This is a genomic window from Caulobacter sp. LARHSG274, from assembly GCF_052871235.1.
On the sequence record NZ_JBIXJO010000002.1, the window covers coordinates 399,698 to 418,526 of the forward strand.

Annotated in this window: 17 protein-coding genes; 6 read left to right on the forward strand and 11 right to left on the reverse strand. The window is 69.2% G+C overall.

Annotated elements, in window-relative coordinates; all coding sequences use genetic code 11:
* Positions 1 to 67: 67 nt before the first annotated feature.
* On the forward strand, positions 68 to 901 hold the full coding sequence (locus ACIPQB_RS06155) for a LysR substrate-binding domain-containing protein (RefSeq protein ID WP_446484334.1): 834 nt from the start codon (positions 68 to 70) through the stop codon (positions 899 to 901).
* On the opposite strand, the gene ACIPQB_RS06160 is transcribed toward ACIPQB_RS06155, so the two are convergent.
* Positions 890 to 2,260 carry an FAD/NAD(P)-binding protein gene (locus ACIPQB_RS06160; protein ID WP_446484335.1) on the reverse strand — a complete coding sequence of 457 codons (1,371 nt, stop codon included), beginning with the start codon at positions 2,258 to 2,260 and terminating at the stop codon, positions 890 to 892. The two genes, ACIPQB_RS06155 and ACIPQB_RS06160, sit on opposite strands and share 12 nt — an antisense overlap.
* A gap of 440 nt (positions 2,261 to 2,700) precedes the next feature.
* On the opposite strand from ACIPQB_RS06160, the gene ACIPQB_RS06165 reads away from it, so the two are divergent.
* A complete protein-coding gene (locus ACIPQB_RS06165) occupies positions 2,701 to 5,019 on the forward strand; it encodes an alpha-N-acetylglucosaminidase (protein WP_446484336.1) in 2,319 nt (772 codons plus the stop codon).
* 9 nt (positions 5,020 to 5,028) lie between these two features.
* On the forward strand, positions 5,029 to 6,147 hold the full coding sequence (locus ACIPQB_RS06170; protein ID WP_446484337.1) for an acyltransferase family protein: 1,119 nt from the start codon (positions 5,029 to 5,031) through the stop codon (positions 6,145 to 6,147).
* On the opposite strand, the gene ACIPQB_RS06175 is transcribed toward ACIPQB_RS06170, so the two are convergent.
* On the reverse strand, positions 6,144 to 6,779 hold the full coding sequence (locus tag ACIPQB_RS06175; RefSeq protein WP_446484338.1) for a response regulator: 636 nt from the start codon (positions 6,777 to 6,779) through the stop codon (positions 6,144 to 6,146). The two genes, ACIPQB_RS06170 and ACIPQB_RS06175, sit on opposite strands and share 4 nt — an antisense overlap.
* Complete coding sequence (locus tag ACIPQB_RS06180) at positions 6,772 to 9,831, reverse strand: two-component regulator propeller domain-containing protein (protein ID WP_446484339.1); 3,060 nt, start codon at positions 9,829 to 9,831, stop codon at positions 6,772 to 6,774. The genes ACIPQB_RS06175 and ACIPQB_RS06180 overlap by 8 nt, the downstream gene beginning before the upstream one ends.
* Positions 9,832 to 10,025: 194 nt before the next feature.
* On the opposite strand from ACIPQB_RS06180, the gene ACIPQB_RS06185 reads away from it, so the two are divergent.
* Both ACIPQB_RS06185 and ACIPQB_RS06190 read left to right on the forward strand, forming a co-directional pair.
* Complete coding sequence (locus ACIPQB_RS06185) at positions 10,026 to 10,736, forward strand: response regulator transcription factor (protein WP_446484340.1); 711 nt, start codon at positions 10,026 to 10,028, stop codon at positions 10,734 to 10,736.
* Between the two features lie 3 nt (positions 10,737 to 10,739).
* Complete coding sequence (locus tag ACIPQB_RS06190; RefSeq protein WP_446484341.1) at positions 10,740 to 12,086, forward strand: sensor histidine kinase; 1,347 nt, start codon at positions 10,740 to 10,742, stop codon at positions 12,084 to 12,086.
* A gap of 44 nt (positions 12,087 to 12,130) precedes the next feature.
* On the opposite strand, the gene ACIPQB_RS06195 is transcribed toward ACIPQB_RS06190, so the two are convergent.
* The 4 genes from ACIPQB_RS06195 to ACIPQB_RS06210 form a co-directional block, all read right to left on the reverse strand.
* Positions 12,131 to 12,970: an alpha/beta fold hydrolase gene (locus tag ACIPQB_RS06195; protein ID WP_446484342.1), complete on the reverse strand. Its 840-nt coding sequence runs from the start codon at positions 12,968 to 12,970 to the stop codon at positions 12,131 to 12,133.
* Between the two features lie 140 nt (positions 12,971 to 13,110).
* The gene (locus ACIPQB_RS06200; RefSeq protein ID WP_446484343.1) at positions 13,111 to 13,668 is read right to left on the reverse strand and encodes a helix-turn-helix domain-containing protein; all 558 of its coding nucleotides are present in this window, start codon (positions 13,666 to 13,668) and stop codon (positions 13,111 to 13,113) included.
* Positions 13,665 to 14,075, reverse strand: coding sequence for a hypothetical protein (locus tag ACIPQB_RS06205; RefSeq protein WP_446484344.1), 411 nt, complete (start codon positions 14,073 to 14,075; stop codon positions 13,665 to 13,667). The genes ACIPQB_RS06200 and ACIPQB_RS06205 overlap by 4 nt, the downstream gene beginning before the upstream one ends.
* 161 nt (positions 14,076 to 14,236) lie before the next feature.
* A complete protein-coding gene (locus ACIPQB_RS06210) occupies positions 14,237 to 14,698 on the reverse strand; it encodes a carboxymuconolactone decarboxylase family protein (protein ID WP_446484345.1) in 462 nt (153 codons plus the stop codon).
* Between the two features lie 381 nt (positions 14,699 to 15,079).
* Between ACIPQB_RS06210 and ACIPQB_RS06215 the strand changes: the two genes are divergently transcribed.
* Positions 15,080 to 15,835 (forward strand): SDR family oxidoreductase, encoded by a 756-nt coding sequence (locus ACIPQB_RS06215; protein ID WP_446484346.1) that lies wholly within the window; start codon positions 15,080 to 15,082, stop codon positions 15,833 to 15,835.
* A 128-nt stretch (positions 15,836 to 15,963) separates the two neighbouring features.
* On the opposite strand, the gene ACIPQB_RS06220 is transcribed toward ACIPQB_RS06215, so the two are convergent.
* The 4 genes from ACIPQB_RS06220 to ACIPQB_RS06235 all read right to left on the reverse strand — a co-directional run bounded on the left by ACIPQB_RS06220 (position 15,964) and on the right by ACIPQB_RS06235 (position 18,761).
* Complete coding sequence (locus tag ACIPQB_RS06220) at positions 15,964 to 16,626, reverse strand: hypothetical protein (RefSeq protein ID WP_446484347.1); 663 nt, start codon at positions 16,624 to 16,626, stop codon at positions 15,964 to 15,966.
* A complete protein-coding gene (locus tag ACIPQB_RS06225) occupies positions 16,623 to 17,399 on the reverse strand; it encodes an SDR family oxidoreductase (RefSeq protein ID WP_446484348.1) in 777 nt (258 codons plus the stop codon). The genes ACIPQB_RS06220 and ACIPQB_RS06225 overlap by 4 nt, the downstream gene beginning before the upstream one ends.
* A 5-nt stretch (positions 17,400 to 17,404) precedes the next feature.
* On the reverse strand, positions 17,405 to 18,190 hold the full coding sequence (locus ACIPQB_RS06230) for an SDR family oxidoreductase (protein ID WP_446484349.1): 786 nt from the start codon (positions 18,188 to 18,190) through the stop codon (positions 17,405 to 17,407).
* Positions 18,191 to 18,377: 187 nt separating this feature from the next.
* Positions 18,378 to 18,761, reverse strand: a complete 384-nt coding sequence (locus ACIPQB_RS06235) for a response regulator transcription factor (RefSeq protein WP_446484733.1) — start codon at positions 18,759 to 18,761, stop codon at positions 18,378 to 18,380.
* Positions 18,762 to 18,829: the final 68 nt, after the last annotated feature.

Consider the following 18,829-nt stretch of genomic DNA (forward strand, 5'->3'; position numbering starts at 1 on the left):
TGAAACCCTACTGGATCAATAGACTTATCCTCAGGGGTCATATCAGAGTTTCTCATAGGGGGCGCCCATGGCCACCAACCTGCCCACCGAGCTGCTGCGCAGTTTCGTCGCCATCGTCGACTCCGGATCGATGCTGAAGGCGACCGAGCGGGTGTTCGTCACCCAGTCGGCGCTGAGCCTGCAGATGAAGCGCCTGGAGGAGACGGTGCTGACGCCGCTGTTCCACCGCGACGGCCGGCGGCTGGTGCTGACCCCGGCCGGCCAGGCCCTGCTGGTCCACGCCCGCGAGATCCTGGCCCTCAACGACCGGGCCGTGGTCGCCCTGACCGGCGACGCCCTGGTCGGGCCAGTGCGGGTGGGACTGGTGCAGGACTTCGCCGAGACCCTGCTGTCGGGGGTGCTGGCCCGCTTCAGCCAGCTCAATCCCGAGGTCCAGCTGGAGGTCCGGGTGGCCGGTTCGCCCGAGCTGCTGGACCTGCTGAGCGGCGATCGGCTGGACGTGGTGTTGTGCATGGGCGCGCCGGACGATCCCCATGCCGCCCGCGTGGCGCCGATGGTTTGGCATGGCGATCCGGACCTGGCTAAGGCCGCGGTCCTGCCCCTGGCCATACTGGCCCCGCCCTGCCGGTTCCGCGACGCGGCGCTGGCGGCGCTGGAGCGCGACGGGCGGCCGTTCCGCGTCGCCCTGGAGACACCCAGCCTGTCGGCCCTGCGGGCGGCGGTCGAGGCGGGCCTGGCCGTCACCTGCCGCACCGCGCTGTTCCGGCCCGGAACCCCGCCGATCGAGGCGGGCCTGCCGGCCGTGCCGCAGGTGGCCTATGTCAGCCGGATCGGCGCCGCGCCGCACCCGTCGATCGCCAGGCTGTCGGGGCTGATGCACCAGGCCGCGCTAGAACTCTGACAGGGTCTCGAACACGGTCGCCGCCACGCGGGCGGCCTGGACGCGGATGTCGGGCACGGCGTTGATCTCCCACAGCGCGCCGCGCGTGATGGGGCCGACGGCGAACAGGGTAGGCTGGATGCGGCCCCGCGCGTCGCGCACATGGTGGTCGGCGTCGATGTCCAGTCCCAGCCGCAGGGGATCGGCGCGGACCAGGCCTCGGCCCGCCAGGGCGGCGACCAGGGGGTCGGTCGAGCGTTCGACGTCCGACGAGGGGCCGGTGCAGTTGACCACCAGGTCGACCTCCAGGCGCCGGGTCCGGGTTCCGCCGCGCGGCCGCCAGGCCACGCCGACCCGGCCGTCCTCCAGCCGGTCGGTCCGGTCGAGCTTGCCGGCCAGGACGCGCAGCCGGCCGTCGGCCTGCATCCGCGCCAGCCGCTCGGCGACCTCGGGCGACAGTCGATGGCGGTGGACGTCCCAGAACGCCCGGGCGTGGCGCAGGAAGGCGGCGCGCTGCTTCAGGCTCCAGCCCCGCCACAGGTCCTGAGTCGCGGGGCGCACCGCGTCGATGGCGGTCCGCCAGCCATGCCGGTCGGCCGCCTCGCGCAGCCAGGCCAGGACGGCGAGCGGCGGCAGCGGCGCCGGCGGCGGGGCCGGCGGCGGCGAGGGCGGGGCGCCCTGGTGTTCGCGCGGGATCAGGCCCCGCCGCGACAGGGCGATCAGCGGCCGTCCGGGCGCGAGCCGGTCCAGCGAAAGCGCCGCATCGACCATGGTCAGGCCGCTGCCCAGCAGCAGGATCGGACCCTCGCCGTCCGGCGCGGTCTCGAGACTCCAGCGCCAGGGATCGGCGACATAGGCGCCGGAGGCCTCCAGCTCGGGGGTGACGGTCTCCGGCGCGCGCGGCGGCGGATTGCCCAGCGCCAGGACGACGGCGTCGGCGCCGATCGCCCGTCCCATGCCGCAGGTCAGGGCCCAGCCGCCCTCGGTCGGCGCGATGGCCGTGATCTCGTCGGGGATGATCACCAGCCGGCCGGCGGCCTCGGGACTTTCGGCCAGGCCCGACAACATGCCTTGCAGATAGCGCCCGTAGTCGCCCCGCGTGGCGAAGCCGCCGGGGCCGATGTCGAGGCCGCGATCCTTCAGCCAGGCGACGAAATCGTCGGGCCGGTCGGGCCAGGCGCTCATATTGCCGGCCCGGACGTTCAGGCGGTGGGCCGGATCGTCTGTGGCGTAGGCGGCGCCAAGGCCGATCGGGCTGCGTCGCTCGATCAGCACGACCTTGATCGGCCGGCCCTGGCGCAGCAGGTGCAGGGCGGTCATCACGCCGCTGAAGCCTGCGCCGATCACGGCGACGACGGGTGGGGCTTTGCTGGAGGCCATAACCTACTTGTTAGGTAGATTTTACGCATAATCCAGAGACGTCGGCGCGCGAGCGCCAAATATCCGGGTGGCGTTGTCGGGCGCGTCTCCCGCGCCACGCTGGCGTCATTGATTACAGGAAAGGCACTAGATTGGTGCTATTTCGGCCGGCGGGGTCTCTCTACGCTTTCAAGATAAGATTTTGAATTTCTGTGAAAAATTCTCCACGGAGCGCCGCCTTGGCCGCCGGATGAAGTCCAAGGCGGCGCCAAAGGCGTGATCTCTCAGGAAAAATCATCAAAAATAACAGTTTATGATCTTTGTCGGCCGGGCGTTTCGACCTAGGCTGATCCGGCCAACAGGCTAGATAGGTCTTTAAATGGTCTGCTCCTTGATCTGTCTCGGACGCTCGCGGCGACCAGATTTTTCAGTGGCTTCAACGATCGCCGGGGCTTGAGCGCATGCCATCTCGACCTTCCCGCCGTCAGGCGCTGCGGCAGGCGCTCGCCACCGCCGCGGCGGTCTCGATCCCCGCCTCGGCCTCGGCCGGGCCGGCGCAGGCCGAGGCGGTCAAGGCGGCCAGGGCGGTGCTGGTCCGGCGCTTCGGCGATCGGGCCGGGCGGATCGACCTGACCCTTGTTCCGCGCGCCACGGCCACGGAAGGCTCCTGGTATGCGGTCGAAAGCCGGGGCGGGCGGCTTGCCGTCAGCGGCGACACGGCGATCGCCCTGACCCGCGGCGTCTACGCCCACCTGAGATCCATCGGCGCGGCCCTGGTCAGTTGGGAGGGGGACCGCGCGGCCTTGCCTGACCGCTTCCCCGACGCGAAGGGCGGCAAGGTCGCCACGCCGTTCGCCCACCGCGCCTATCTCAACACCTGCACCTACGGCTACACCACGCCCTGGTGGGACTGGCCGCGGTGGAGCCGCGAGATCGACTGGATGGCGGTCCACGGCGTCGACATGCCGCTGGCCATGGAGGGCCAGGAACATGTCTGGCGCGACCTGTGGCGCGAGGCGGGCCTGTCCGAGCCGGAACTGGCCGACTACTTTTCCGGGCCGGCCTTCACGCCCTGGCAGCGCATGGGCAATATCGAGGGCTATCGCGCCCCGCTGCCGCCGGCCTGGATCGACAAGAAAAAGGTCCTGCAGCGCCAGATCCTGGCCCGGATGCGGGAGCTGGGCATGACCCCGATCCTGCCCGCCTTCGGCGGCTATGTGCCCAAGGCCTTCGCCCTCAAGCATCCCGAGGCCAGGATCTACCGGATGCGGGCCTGGGAGGGTTTCCACGAGACCTACTGGCTGGATCCGGCCGATCCGCTGTTCGCCAAGCTCGCGGCGCGGTTCATGGCGCTCTACGCCGAGACCTACGGGGCCGGGACCTATTATCTCGCCGACTCCTTCAACGAGATGCTGCCGCCGATCGCCGACGACGGGGCCGACGCCCGGGCCGCGACCTATGGCGACGGCAAGGCCAATACGGCGGCGGCGACCAAGGACAAGGTCGAGATCGACCCGGCGCTGAAGGCCCGGCGGCTGGCGGCCTACGGCAAGGCGATCTACGACACCATCCGCCAGGCCCAGCCCGACGCGGTCTGGGTGATGCAGGGCTGGCTGTTCGGGGCCGACCAGCACTTCTGGGATCCGGCCGCCATCGCCGCCTATCTGAGCCAGGTCCCCGACGACCGGCTGATGATCCTCGACATCGGCAACGACCGCTATCCCGACACCTGGCGCAACGCCCAGGCGTTCGGCGGCAAGCCGTGGATCTACGGCTATGTCCACAATTACGGCGGCAGCAACCCGGTCTATGGCGACCTGGACTACTACCGCCGCGACCTCGCGGCCCTGACGGCCAATCCTGAGACCAGGCGCCTGGCCGGTTTCGGCATGTTCCCCGAGGGGCTGCACAGCAATTCGATCGTCTATGAGGCGGCCTACGACCTGGCCTGGAACGCGGGCGAGGCCTCGCAGGCGGCCTGGCTCTCGACCTATGCCCGGTCGCGCTATGGGCGGACGACGCCGGCGCTCGACGCCGCGCTGGGCCAACTGGTCGAGGCGGCCTATTCGACCCGCTACTGGTCGCCGCGCTGGTGGAAAAGCAAGGCCGGCGCCTACCTGTTCTTCAAGCGGCCGACCGCGGCCATCCAGGACTTTCCGCCCCATCCCGGTGATCGGACCAAGCTGGCGGCGGCGGTCCGCGAGCTGACGCGCCTGGCGCCCGGCTTCGCCGACCAGCCGCTGTTCATCATCGATCTGGTCGACGCGGCCCGCCACCTGGCCAGCGAGGACATCGATCTTCAGCTGCAGGCCGCGGTCCTGGCCTACCGGCGCGGCGACCTGGCGAGTGGCGACGCCGCACGGCGCAAGATCGAGGACCTGGCCCTGGCGGTCGACGGTCTGCTCGGCGTCCAGCCCGAAACCCTGGCCACCTGGATCGACGCCGCCCGCGCCTATGGCGACACCCCGGCCGACGCCCGCGCCTATGTCCTAAACGCCAAGGCCCAGGTGACGATCTGGGGCGGGGAGGGCAATCTCAACGACTACGCCTCCAAGGCCTGGCAAGGCCTCTATGCCGACTTCTACCTGCCGCGCTGGTCCCTTTTCCTGGACGCCCTGCGCGCGGCCGGGACGGGCCCGTTCGACGAGCCGGCCGTGGTCCGCGGCCTTGTCGCCTGGGAGCACGCGTGGGTGGATCGCGACACCGTCTATCGCCGCCGGCGCCCGGCCGATCCGGTCGCCGCGACGGCGGCTCTTCTCGCCCGGCTGGACCGGGCCTAGGACCTTTCCATGGACAAGCCGTCTTCCCGCTTCCTGTCGCTGGACGTGTTCCGCGGCCTGACCGTCTGCCTGATGATCATCGTCAACACCTCAGGACCGGGGGCCCCGGCCTATCCCTGGCTGGTCCACGCCAAGTGGTTCGGCTTCACGGCGGCCGACGCGGTGTTCCCCTCGTTCCTGTTCGCGGTCGGCTGTTCGATGGCCTTCGCCTTTTCGCGGCCGGTCCCGGCGGGCCCGTTCGCGGCCCGGGTGCTGCGGCGGGCGGCGCTGATCTTCCTGCTGGGCTTCCTGATGTACTGGTACCCGTTCGTGCACAAGGTCGACGGGGCCTGGACGCTGATCCCGTTCTCGCACACCCGGGTGCTGGGCGTGCTGCAGCGGATCGGCCTGTGCTACGCCCTGGCCGCCTTCGCGGTCCGCTACCTGTCGCCGGCCAAGCTGGCGATCCTGTCGGTCGTGGTCCTGCTGGGCTACTGGGCGATCCTGCTGGGCCTGGGCGATCCGGCCGCGCCACTGTCCAAGCTGGGCAACGCAGGCACCCGGCTGGACCTGATCGTGCTGGGTCGGGACCACCTCTACCGCAAGGATGGCGGCTTCGACCCCGAAGGCCTGCTGGGGACCTTGCCGGCGACGGTCAACGTCCTGGCCGGCTATCTGGCCGCGCGGGTCCTGAAGACCTCGGCCGAGGCGCGCCGGGCCGTGGCGCAGCTGGCCCTGGCGGGCCTGGTCCTGGTCGCCGGCGGCCTGGCCTGGGGATTGGTGTTCCCGATCGCCAAGAAGCTGTGGACCAGCAGTTTCGTCGTGCTGACGGTGGGGATCGACCTGCTGGCCCTGGCCGGCTTGGCGCTCGCGCTGGAAGGCCGGGAGCCCAATCCCGCGGCTCGTTTCTTCCAGGTGTTCGGCCTCAATCCGCTGATCATCTACCTGTTCTCGGAACTCTTCGTCATCACCCTGCGCCAGTTCGAGGTCGCGCCCGGCGTCGACCTCTATGGCTGGGTGGGGGTGAACCTCTTCCAGGCGCTGGTCCCGGGCGCGCTGGGCTCGCTGCTGTGCGCGATCGCCTACATGCTGGTCTGCTGGCTGCTCGGCTATGTCATGGCCCGGCGGGGTTTGGTGGTGAAGCTCTAGAGCTCGATGATGCCGCGGCGGGCCGCCACCGTGACCGCATGGGTGCGATCGGAGACGTCAAGCTTGGCGAAGATGGCCTTCAGGTGTCCCTTCACGGTTTCCTCGGAGATCCCGAGCTCCCAGGCGATCTGCTTGTTGGCCTTGCCGACGGCGACCAGTTGCAGCACCGCCACCTCGCGGTCGCTGAGGGCGTCGTCGACGATGTGCATGGCGATCTCGTCGGCGATGTTGCGATGCAGGTAACGGCGGCCCTGGTGCACGGCGTGGATGGCGTCCAGCATTTCGGTGCGCAGGCTGCTCTTGAGCAGATAGCCCGTCGCGCCCGCCTTCAGCGCGCGCACCGCCTGGGCGTCGCCGTCATAGGTGGTGAGCACGACGATGCGGGCGCTCGCGTGCTCGGCGCGGATCGCCTTGATCGCCTCGACCCCGCCCATGCCCGGCATCTGCAGGTCCATCAGGGTGACGTCCGGCAGCAGCTCGCGAAAGCGCACGATGGCCTCGACGCCGTCCCGGGCCTCGCCGACCAGCACCATGTCGGCCCGGTCCTCGAGGATCGCGGCGACGCCCTCGCGCAGGATGGGGTGGTCGTCGACGACGAGGACGCGGATCGGACTGGGACTGGGGTCAGGCAACGGACGCACTCCTGAAACGACGCAACAACGAGGACAGCCGCCACCTGCCCGGCGTCTTGTCCGCGAAGGCCAGTCTGGCGGGCAGCTTCACGGCCACTTCCGTGCCCGCGCCCGCTTGGCTTTCGATGGTCAAGACGCCGCCGATCCTCTGTGCACGCTCGCGCATGCCGACCAGGCCGAAATGGCCGAGCTTGTGCCCCGTGGCCATCACGTCCTCGGGGATGCCGACGCCGTCGTCACGGATCCGAACGCTCAGCTGGTGTCCGGCGAAGCTGATCGCGATCTCGACCGACTGGGCCCTGGCGTGGCGCGCGATGTTGAACAGGGCCTCGCCGGCGATCCGGCCGATCTCGGCCGAGACCAGGGGATGGACCGCGCGGGGCGCGCCGTCGGCGACGATGCGGACGGTGATCGGCGGATCGAAGCCGGCCGCGGCCACGCCCTCCTCAAGAACCGCGCGCAGGTCGCCGGGGCTTTCGGCGATCCTGAGGTCGCGGACCCGGTTACGTCCGTCGACGATCACGTCGTCGGCGCGCTTGAGCGCGGATTCCAGCAGGTCTCGCGACTGATCCCCGGCCGGCATCTTGTTGGCGACCGACTGGAAGCGCAGCACCAGGCCCTGGACGCTTTGCAGCAGCGTGTCGTGCAGCTCGCGGGCGATGCGCTCGCGCTCGCCCAGCCGCGCCTCGAGCCCGACCCGCAAGCGTTGCCCGATCTGGGCGACGCGAAGACGATAGAGCAGCCAGAGGAGAACGAACGCCAGGCCCAGGCACAGGGCCAGGAACCCGCGCGATTGCAGGAAGGTCGGCGGAATTTCGAAGTCCACTGCGGCGCCGGTCTGGTTCCAGACGCCCTCGTTATTGGCGGCGATCACCCGGAAGCGATACTTGCCGGGGCCGAGGTTGGTGTAGAAGGCCTGCCGGCGTGGACCGGGGTCGATCCACGCCTCGTCGAAGCCTTCGAGCCTGTAGCGGACGCTGACCTGCTTGGGGTCGGCGAAGTTCAGGACCGCGTAGTCGATCTCGACATTGGACGTCGCGGGCCGAAGCTTCAGGAAGCCGGGGTCCCGGTGGAGGCGGTCGTTGCCGGTGAGGGACTTGATCGCGACGCCCGGCGGCAGGTGGGTCCGCGCGATGCGCCTGGGATCCATCCACAGGGCGCCGGTCTCGGTGGCCACCCAGAGTCGCCCGTCGCCGCCTTGAACCAGGGAGCGCTGGGTGTGCGAATGGGGTCGGCTGGTCAGGCCGTCGCCGAAGCCCAGGGAAAGCGCGGCCGGCGCAAGGACGTGGGCGGCGAAGGCGCGTTCCAGCTCCTGCGGACCGATCCGGGCCAAGGTCCGGGGATAGGCGATCCAGGTATCGCCCTCCGGCGTTCGCACCATCCCGCTGATGCGGCTGTCGGGGGAGGTCCGATCGGCCCAGAGGGTCTCCACGCGTCCGGCGCGGAAGCGCGAGAGACCAAAGCCCCCGGCGGCGAAGAGGTCGCCGTTGGAGGTCGGATAGAGCGTCAAGGCCGTGGGCTCGCCGGCCCCGACGTCCAGCGGTGCGATCGTGCGCGTGGCCTGGTCGATCCAGGTCAGCTTGCGGTCGGTCCATTGCACGACCAGCCGGCCCTGAGCGTCACGGACCATGGTCATCGGCTGGGGATGTCCGGCGCCCGGCGGTTCGAACATCGCCTCCCACCGTCCGCGCCGATAGCGGAGCAGGCCGCCTGAGGCCGCGGAGATCCAATAGTCGCCGCGTGCGTCGAACGCGCAGTCGTAGACGATGCTGTCGGTGTCGGGACGGGCGAAGCTTCTGAGGGGCCGGTCCTTCTTCCACACGGCGATACGGGTGGCGAAGGCGATCCAGATGGCGCCGTCCGGCGCCTCGCAAAGGCTCTGCGGCTCGCGGACGTCGCGCAAGATGGGCTGCGGATCGCCGCCCGGCGCGACGCGGTACACCGTCCTGGCCTGGCCGATGTAGACGCTGCCGTCGGAGGCCGTCATCAGCTTGTCGCCGAACGCGGCGGGATCGGTCAGCTCGGGCTCGGACCGCAGGGTCGCGGGTCGGAACTTGTCCAGGCCCTTCTCCGTGCCGATCCAGATATTGCCTTCTCGATCCTCCAGGACCTGGGTGGTCACGTCCGAGGACAGGCCATCGCGCCCGCGGATCGATTCAACCCTGTCGTGGGGACGTCCTTGCGGAGGCGGGCCCGCCGGCGCGGCCGAGGCGACGCGCTGCACGCCCTGATAGCGCATGGCGATCCAGAGGTTCCCCGAACGGTCGAACATCGGCGCGCCGCGGATCAGCGTGTCGTCGGTGGGGTAGGGCGAGGCCAGCGGCGGCGGCGGACCTCGTCCGCCGGGTCCGGTGATGGGATAGCTCCCCGCCTTCTCGGACAGCCAGATACGGCCGGCGGGATCCTGCGAAAGCATGCCGTTGGCGCGTGGGGTTTTCAGCACGGTTTCGAACCGCTCGGCGCCCGGCGGCAACCGGACGACCGAATTGCACAGGGAGATCCAGACCGCGCCGTCGGCCGCCACCAGCAGGCTGAGGGCGTCGTCGCGCGGCAGGCCCTGGTCGGCGTCGAACAGCCGCCACTGACCGTTGCGAAGCGCCAGCAGCTCGGCTTCGAATTTGGCCGTCAGGGCCCAGACCGTCCCATCCACGCCTTCGGCCAACGCCGTCACCCGGTCGGGCGCGGCCGGCGTGGCGAGGACGCGAAGCTTGCCGTCTCGATAGACCGCGAAGCGGCGCGACCGGCTAAAGCTGGTCCAGACGTCGCCATTGCGCGCGACGAGCAGCGCGCTCGGCAGGTCGTGTTGCTCGTCGCCTTCCTCGGCTTCGATAGGCTCAAAGCTGATCCCGTCGAATCGAAACAGCCCTTCACCGGTGGCGAGCCAGAGAAAGCCGTCCCGGCCCTGCGCCATCGCCAGCACGGGCGCGGGGGCGTCGCCCTCCTCGGTCCAGCGCTGATGGGTGTAGTGGGCCAGGCGTCGCGGCGGCTCGGCCGCTGACGCCGCCACGGGCAGCAGCATCGCCGCGACGAGAATCGCCTTGATCAATCGCACAGCCGTCCCGCCGTTTCCCTGGCTCCCAAGTCCGAGGTCGCCACCTACTTGCCGCCTGGAAAGGACCTGATGCTACCCCCGAGTCAGGGGCGCGAACATCCCTCGATCCAGGCCGAGCCGCCAACCGGTTCAGGGGCGCCGCCGATCGGCCATCCGTGGAGAATGCGCGCGTCGTCAACCCGAGGGAGGCCATCATGAACCAGGAGCCGCGGCGCCAGCCCCCAAGCCCGGCGACGCCCGCGACGCGAGGCGCGAAGATCGGCGACGAGGCCAGCCTGGCGGAACACCCGCTTGTCCTGATCGTCGACGACGACCTGGACGTCCGAACGGCCCTGGCCGAGCTTTTGGAATCGGTGGGGATCGACGCCGCGACGTTCGGCTCGACCCGGGAGTGGCTGGAGTCCGGCGGGGTCGACCGCCCGGGTTGCCTGATCCTCGACGTGCGGATGCCCGGCTCCAGCGGCCTGGACCTGCAGCATCATCTGGCGCGGAGCGGCGATCCCAAGCCGATCATCTTCCTTACGGGACACGGCGACATCCCCATGACAGTCCAGGCGATGAAGGCCGGCGCGGTCGACTTCCTCACCAAGCCGGTGCGAGACCAGACTCTCCTCGACGCGGTCGCGGCCGGGATCGAGCGGGACCTCGCCCAGCGGGCCGACGCCCACGCCGTCAAACGCCATCTCGACCTGCTGGCCGCACTGACGCCGCGCGAGCGCCAGGTGCTGGCCGAGGTGGCGCGCGGCCGCCTCAACAAGCAGATCGCCTTCGACCTCGGCATCAGTCAGATCACCGTGAAGCTTCACCGCAGCAATGTGATGCGGAAGATGCGGGCCGGCTCGGTCGGCGAGTTGATCCGCGCCTGGGAAGCGATCCCGCAAGACCTGCGCGAAAGGCGTCCCTAGACCATGGCATGGCGTCTGTCGGGCTTGGATCCCATCGCTGCGGAAGGGCGCGGCGGCTTGGACCAGGAATGGAAAATGCCGAGGCCCGCTCGCTCCGGAGGTGATCGCGACGAAGTCGTTCAGGCCACGATCCCGGCGCGCCAGGCGGGCGAAGACCGTTTTCGGATGTTGATCCACCATACGCCCACGCCCCTCTGGTACGTGGATGCGCGGGGCGCGGGCGAGGTCTTCGAGCGTCTTCGCGCCGAGGGCGTGACGGACATCGCCGCCTATCTCGATGCGCATCCCGAGCTGGTGGAGATCGCCCAGGACATCGTCCTGGTCACCGAGATCAACCGGGCGGCCGTGGCCCTGTTCCGGGCCGCCAACGCCGCGGACCTGATCCGGCCGGTCCGCTATCTGTTCGCCGCGACCCCGGAGATGGCCAAGCGCATGATGGTGGCCCTTTTCCAGGGCCGGCGAAACTATGTCGAACAAGCCAGGATGGCGACCTTCGACGGCGAGGTGCGCGACGTCGTGTTCTCGGTCACCTATCCCGCGCCGCCGGAGCACCTGGACACCACCTTCATCACCATCGAGGACATCACCGAGCGCCTGCGGACCGAGGCGCAACTTCGCCGCCTGCAGGCGGATTTCGCGCACGCCGCGCGCGTCTCGATGCTGGGCGAGCTGGCCACCTCGATCGCCCACGAGGTCAAGCAGCCGCTGGCGGCCATCGTCACCAACGCCGAGACCAGCCTGCGATGGCTCGCGCGGGAGGAGCCGAACCTCGCCAAAGCCATCGAACTGATCACCCGCGTCGCGGCGAGCGCCCAGCGCGCCAACGACATCATCCAGCGCGTGCGGAGCATGGCGGCCAAGCAGGGGCCGGAGCGGGTAATCCTCGACCTGGCGGAGGTGGTCGACGAGGCGCTGCACTTCGTGCGCCACGATCTCGACGCGCGGGGCATCACCCTGTCGCGCGCCGAGGTCGGCGCGCTTCCGCCCGTGGTCGGCGATCGGGTGCAGCTTCAGCAGGTGGTCGTCAACCTGCTCATCAACAGCATCCAAGCGATCGCGCAGGCCGATCCGCAGGAGCGCCGTATCGCACTGAGGATCGACGCCGATGCGGCCGACGCCGTGACCTTGTCGATCCACGACACTGGCCCCGGCGTCCCGGAGGCGGACCTGGACCGCGTGTTCGACGGATTCTTCACCACCAAGGACACGGGCATGGGGATCGGCTTGGCGATCTGCCAGTCGATCATCGCCGAGCACGGCGGCAGGATCGCCGTCGCCAACCATCCCGCGGGCGGCGCGGTGTTCCGCGTCATCCTGCCGGTCCGGCGGGACGCCCGGCCAGGCGGCTGATGTTCCCGGATCGTCTGGAGACCTCGCCGCCTGACGCGCGATAGTCAGCTCTTGAAGAAGGCCAGCAGGTCCGGATTGATGATCTCGGCATGGGTGGTGGCCATGCCGTGCGGCAGGCCCTTGTAGACCTTCAGGGCGCCCTTCTTCAGCAGCTTGATCCCCACCAGGGCGGCGTCGGCGATCGGGACGATCTGGTCGTCGTCGCCGTGCATCAGCAGCACCGGCGCTTCGATCGTCTTCAGGTCGTCGGTGAAGTCGGTCGCCGAGAAGGCCGCGATGCAGTCGTACTGGGCCTTGGCGCCGCCCATCATGCCCTGGCGCCACCAGTTGTCGACCAGGGCCTGGCTGACCTTGGCGCCGGGGCGGTTGAAGCCGTAGAACGGACCCGACGGCAGGTCCCGGTAGAACTGCGAGCGATTGGCCGCCAGCGCCGCCCGGAGGCCGTCGAAGGCCTCGATCGGCAGGCCGCCCGGATTGGCCGGCGTCTTCAGCATGATCGGCGGCACCGCGCCGATCAGCACCACCTTGGCCACGCGGCCCTCGCCGCCGTAGCGGGCGACATAGCGCGCCGCTTCGCCGCCGCCGGTCGAGTGGCCGACGTGGATGGCGTTCTTCAGGCCCAGGTGGGCCGTCAGCACGGCCAGATCGGCGGCATAGGTGTCCATGTCGTTGCCGGCGTCGGTCTGGGTCGAGCGTCCATGGCCGCGGCGGTCATGGGCGATGACGCGGAAGCCCTGCGACAGGAAGAACAACATCTGGTTGTCCCAGTCGTCGCCGCTCAGCGGCCAGCCGTGGTGGAACACGATCGGCTGGGCGGTCCTGGGCCCCCAGTCCTTGTAGAAGATCTGCACGCCGTCCGTGGTGGTGACGTAGCCGCTGCCCATGGTCCTGGTTCCTGATGTTTGCGAGGAGGAGGAAGGATTGGCCTGAGCGACGCCAGTCAAGGGCCGTGGGGTCGCCACGGCGGCGAGACCCAGGCCCGCGGTCATGACGACGCGGCGCGAGGCGTGGTGGTTCTGCGGGTTCATGGCGCGTCTCTTCTGTTGAGGCTGGAGGCGAGATTGTCGCGGCGCCATTGGCGCGGGGTGGTCCCGACGGTCTGGCGAAACAGCCGCGAGAAATGGGCCTGATCGGCGAAGCCGCAGGCCAGGGCGACCTGGCTGAGCGGCGTGAGCGCGTCGCGCATCAGCGCCTGGGCCTGTTCGATGCGGTGATGCAGGACCAGTTGGCGCGGCGTCAGGCCGAAGGTGTTCTTGCAGGCGCGCGCGAAGTGGCTGCAGCTCAGCCGGACCAGCGGCGCCAGGGTCTCCAGGGGCAGCGGACGATCCAGGTTTTCTGCGATGAAGCGCTCGATCTTTCGGATGCGCCAGGTCGGCAGCCGGGCGCCTTTCGACGGAGGACGGCGGCGGTCCCTGTCCCAATCCGGCTCGCCATCTGCCGGCCCCTCGTCAAGGCGCCTGAAGCTGCGGGCTTCTGCGGCGCCCAGCGCGGCCTGGATCAGGTCGGCGACGACCGAGGCGGTGGACGCATCGTCGCGGCGCGTTGGACCTTGGTCGGTGAAGGTCGCGGACTGCGGGGTCATGTCGCCGCCTTCGCCGTGCGGGCGCGGAACGCCCAGGCCGTCAGCAGCCAGCCCAGGATCGCCGGCAGGGTCACCGCCGGAAAATCCCGGGGAATGGCCGAGGCCGAGCAGATGCCGACCGCCACTTCCCAGAAATGGAACAGCGCATGGCCTGTAAGCCAGATCGTCGGGACGGCCCAGAGGAGGAGGCGCTGGCGAGGCTGGAACGCGCCGGCCAGGAAGCCCGCGCCGATCAACAGGAAGATCAGGCCGATGTCGCGGAGGAAGTGCTGGTTGAACGACCCTGTCGTCGTCACGCCGGGCACGGCGAAGTACCAGGCCTCCGGGGCGAGCAGCATGAAGACGCCGTTGGCCAGGGCCGCGACGCCGAGCAGGACGGCCAGGCCGATGCAGGTGGATTTCAGCATGATGGTCCCTTTCAAGAGGCGGCGGGCCGGCGGCCGCGCCTGGGCTCGTTGGGGGGGGGGGAGCCCAGGCGCGCACGGAGAGCGACGTCTCGTCCTGGGGGAGGGAGGACTGTCGTCTCCGCGGATCTCCGAAGCGCGGGCTTCGGATCTCGTGACGCCGCCTAGGCGGCCGCGGCGGCGGGCTGGACCGGGTGGACGGCGCGAGCGGCCACCTGCAGGCGGTTCCATGTGTTGATCTGGCCGATCATCACCGAGAGGGTCGCGATCTCGACCTCCGTGAACTGGCTCTTGACCAGCGCGTAGTCGGCGTCGGAGGCGCCGGTCTTGGCGATCTTGGTCAGCGACTCGGTCCAGGCCAGGGCGGCGCGCTCACGATCGGTGAACAGCGGCGACTCCCGCCAGGTGTCGAGCAGGAACAGGCGCATGTCGGTTTCGCCGTGCGCCTTGGCGGCGGTGACGTGCATGTGGACGCAGAAGGCGCAGCCGTTGATCTGCGAGGCGCGGATCTTCACCAGGTCGGCGAGGCTGGTTTCGATGCTCGCTGCGGCCAGGGCCTTTTCGACGGCCAGCAGGGCGTTGGTCAGGTCCGTAACGATCTTGAAGGGGGCGAAGCGCGGGGTCATGTCTGGTCCTCGGGTGGCGTTGAAGAGCCCCGAGGATGCCGGGCCCGCCGGGATGGCGGCCACCGTTCGCGAAGCCCGCCGGACTAGGCCTCGGGCATAGGAGAGCGTGGCCGCCGGGACAGGTCGCGTGGCGTACTGCCTAACTCCGGTCGCTTACCGGTGTAGGTTTCATTGGATAATTCACCGAAATTACACCCATTCATACACCAAAGGACATGGATCGACTTTGGAAATGTAACGATCGTGACATTTGACATGTCATTCGCACGTATACATGATCCCATGGGTGCCTTTCTTTATACGTTTTGACTAAAGTCGATCCGTGGCGTTCCTCTAGGTCTCCATATTATTCTTCGACGACAATAGTCGAGGAGATATGACATGAAGATCGTCGTCATCGGCGGAACGGGGCTTATCGGGTCCAAGACCGTCGACAACCTGTCCCGCCTGGGCCACGCGGTGATCGCCGCCGCGCCGAACACCGGGGTCAACACCCTGACCGGCGAGGGCCTGGCCGAGGCGCTGGCCGGCGCCGAGGTCGTCGTCGATGTCGCCAACTCGCCGTCGTTCGAGGACGACGCGGCGATGGCCTTCTTCCAGACCGCCGGCCGCAACCTCCTGGCCGCCGAGCAGGCCGCCGGCGTCAAGCACCACGTCGCCTTGTCGGTGGTGGGGACCGAGCGCCTGCAGGCCAGCGGCTATTTCCGCGCCAAGCTGGCCCAGGAGGCCCTGATCAAGGCCGCCTCGACGCCCTACACCATCCTGCGGTCGACCCAGTTCTTCCAGTTCGTGGGCGGCATCGTCCATGCGGCGGCCGCCGGCGACGCCATCCGCCTGCCGCCCGTCCTGATCCAGCCGATCGCGGCCGACGACGTCGCCGCCGCCCTGACCAAGGTGGTCGTTGGGCGGCCGGTCAACGGCACGCTCGAGGTCGCCGGCCCCGAGACCTTCCGCCTGGACGCCTTCGCCGAGCAGTATCTGAGCGCCCAGCAGGATCCCCGCGAGGTCGTGGCCGATCCCCAGGCGCTCTATTTCGGCGCCGTGCTGGACGATCGGACCCTGGTTCCGGGCGCCGGCGCGACCCTGGGCGAGACGACCTTCGAGGCCTGGCTCGACGAGTCCATGGCCGCGGACTGACGCGGAGCCCGCCAGATTTCAGGGCCGGCGCCTCATCGGCGCCGGCCCTTTCCATGTTCCAGGGGTCCAGTTTCTTGTTTTCGCATCGCTTTTGCGGAAAACCGGCGGCCGCTTTTCCGCGCGATGCTCTATTCGGAGAAGGGACCGTTGAACACCGCATCCACCCAGGACGGCGCCTTGTAGCCGGGTACCAGCCGCTCGCCGAAATCGCGGATGAAATTGGCGTAGGTGGTTTCGGGCCTGGTCTGGGCCATGTGGCACAGGCAGGCGGTGAACCGGCGCTTCATGTCCAGCCGGGGGGCGACGGCGAGGGTCGAGGCGATCGCCGCCGCGCCCAGGACGTCGTTGTCAGGCGTTCCGAAGTCGATCCCGATGCCGCGCGCGCACAGCGCGACCTCCGACTCCTTGAAGGCGCTGATCGAGGGGGTCGCGTGCAGGGCGATGCTGTCCCACACCAGTTGGGCGCGCCGATCGTCGAAACCCTGGTCGCGCACGAAGGCCGCCGCGATCCCGGCCCCGTTGACCTCGAAGCGATTGGGGCCCGGGGCGTGATCGGTCAGGCCCAGGTCGTGCAGCAGGGTCGAGACCGCCAGCACCTCGGCGTCATGGACCACCTGCTCCAGCGCCGCCAGCCTGGCGGCGAACATCCACGAGCGGGCGACGTGGTTGAACAGGAAGGCGGGGCTGCGCTCGCGGGCGTAGTCGAAGGCCCGGTCGATCAGCGGCGACGCCGGCAGGCCGGGGAATTCCGCGCGCAACTGAGCGAGGTCGACGGGAGCGATGTCGGTCATGGCCGAGCGTCCTGGGGCTGGAGGGCGACGGCCTGTTGCCGAAGCCAGCTGTCGAACTCGGTGTGGCCAAACCGCGGGACCGCGCCCGCGATCAGGGTCTCATCGTTGAGGACCGCGCCGAAATAGAGCGCCTGCGGGTCGGCTACGACGCGCCGGCTGTCCCCGCGCGCCGCCAGATAGCGTCTGGCCAGGTCGTCCAGACGGAAGGGGTCGGGGCCGGCGACCTCGAGGGTTTCGTTCATCGGCGCGCGCACGGCGACGTCGGCCAGGGCGCTGGCGACGTCCTGGGCGGCGACGAACTGGACGCGGGCCGGCGACAGCCGAACCTCCTCGCCGTCCGCGGCCGCGTCGACCACGGCGTCGAGGAATTCGAAGAACTGGGTCGAGCGGACGATCGTGAACGGCACGCCGCCGTCCTTGACCAATGCCTCCTGGACCAGCTTGGCGCGGAAGTAGCCGTTCTGAGACAGCCGCTCGGATCCGACGATCGACAGGGCCACGTAGTGACGCACGCCGGTGGCGGCCGCCGCGGTGAGAATGTTGCGGCTTGAGGTCTCGAAGAACCGCAGGGCCGTGGCGTCGTCGAAGGCCGGCGAATTGACGACGTCGACGACGACCTCGGACCCGACGAGCGCCTCGTCCAGGCCTTGCCCGGTGATCACGTCGACGCCGGTCCGCTGCGACGCGCTCGTGACCTGATGGCCCTGGGCCGCGAGGATCTTGACGATCTTGGAGCCGACAACGCCGGTACCGCCCGTGACAACGATCTTCATGATGTTCAGCCTTTGCGGTTGGCGACACGAGCGGCGGGGGCCGGCGACTGCAGGCTTTGGCGCAGCCAGTCATCGAAGCGTGTCACGGCGATGCGCGCGTCGCCGCCTGGAAGCAGGGACCGGTCGTCGAGCTCCGCGCCGAAATAGCGGGCGTGGACGTCGGCGACGACGCGGCGGGGGTCCTCGTAGGCGGTGAGGACCTGGGTCGCCAGGCGGTCGAGGCCAAGGCGCTCGGGACCGGCCACCTCGACGATCCGGCCGAGGGGCGGGCCCAGGGCGATGTCGGCCAGGGATTCGGCGACCTCTTCGCCGGCGATCGGCTGCACCAGGGCCGGCGAGATCACCACGTCGCGGTCGGCGCCGTCCTGCACGACGCCAGCGATGAATTCGAAGAACTGGGTCGAGCGCAGGATCGTGAAGGGAAGCCCCGAGGCCTGCAGCAGGTCTTCCTGGATCTTCTTGGCCTGGAAATAGCCGCTGGCCTGCAGGCGCTCCGTGCCGACGATCGACAGCACGACGTGATGCCGGACCCCGGCGGCCAAGCCCGCGGCGATCAGATTGCGGCCCGAGGTCTCGAAGAAGGCCCTAGCGTCCGGGCCGTCCAGCGACGGCGACTGGGTCACGTCGACCACCACGGTCGCGCCGTCCAGGGCCTGTTCCAGTCCGGCGCCGGTCACGGTGTCGACGCCGAAGGTCGGCGAGGCTTCGAGAACCTTGTAGTCGTCCTGGCGCAGATTGTAGACGAGCTCGCCGCCGATCCGTCCGCTGCCGCCTACCACCACGATCTTCATGTCGCTATCCAAGCCTGATCCAACGCCGAGGCTCCAAGGCTAGGACTGGAAGCGGTCATGGGTCGATTGGGCGAAAGGGCGGGGGCGGGCTATCCCCTGGTATAGGTCGCCGCCGCCTGGTTGAACCGACTTGGAGACGACCGCTCGGGGCGCTTGGGTCAGAAGGATGTCGAGCTCCCGCAGGAACTCAGTTGGGCTCGAAGGTTTCGCGGCCCTGGACCAGGGCGGCGTTGAGGTGCGTGAGCAGGACCTGGTCGTTGATGGGCTTGGTGAGATAGGCCATCGCCCCCGACGCCAGGACCCGCGTTCGCGTGGCCAGGTCGGCCTGGGCGGAGATGATGATGACCGGCAGGGCCGGGTCGAGCGTCTTCAGGCGTTGCTGGAGTTGCAGCCCGCTTTCGCCCAGCAGGTTGAGATCGGTGACCAGGCCCGCGAAGCGCCCCGGCGCGTGGGCGGCCAGAAAGCTTTCGCTCCCGTCGAAGGTGAGACAAGCAAAGTCGAACACTTCGATCAGTTCACACAGAGCTTCGCGCATGGCCTTGTCGTCGTCGACGATCGCGAAAAGAGGCACAATGGACAAGTTACGGGCCCTTGCGCGGCTGGTTTAGCCCCGAGCCCTCTTCTTCGGCTCAAATCTCA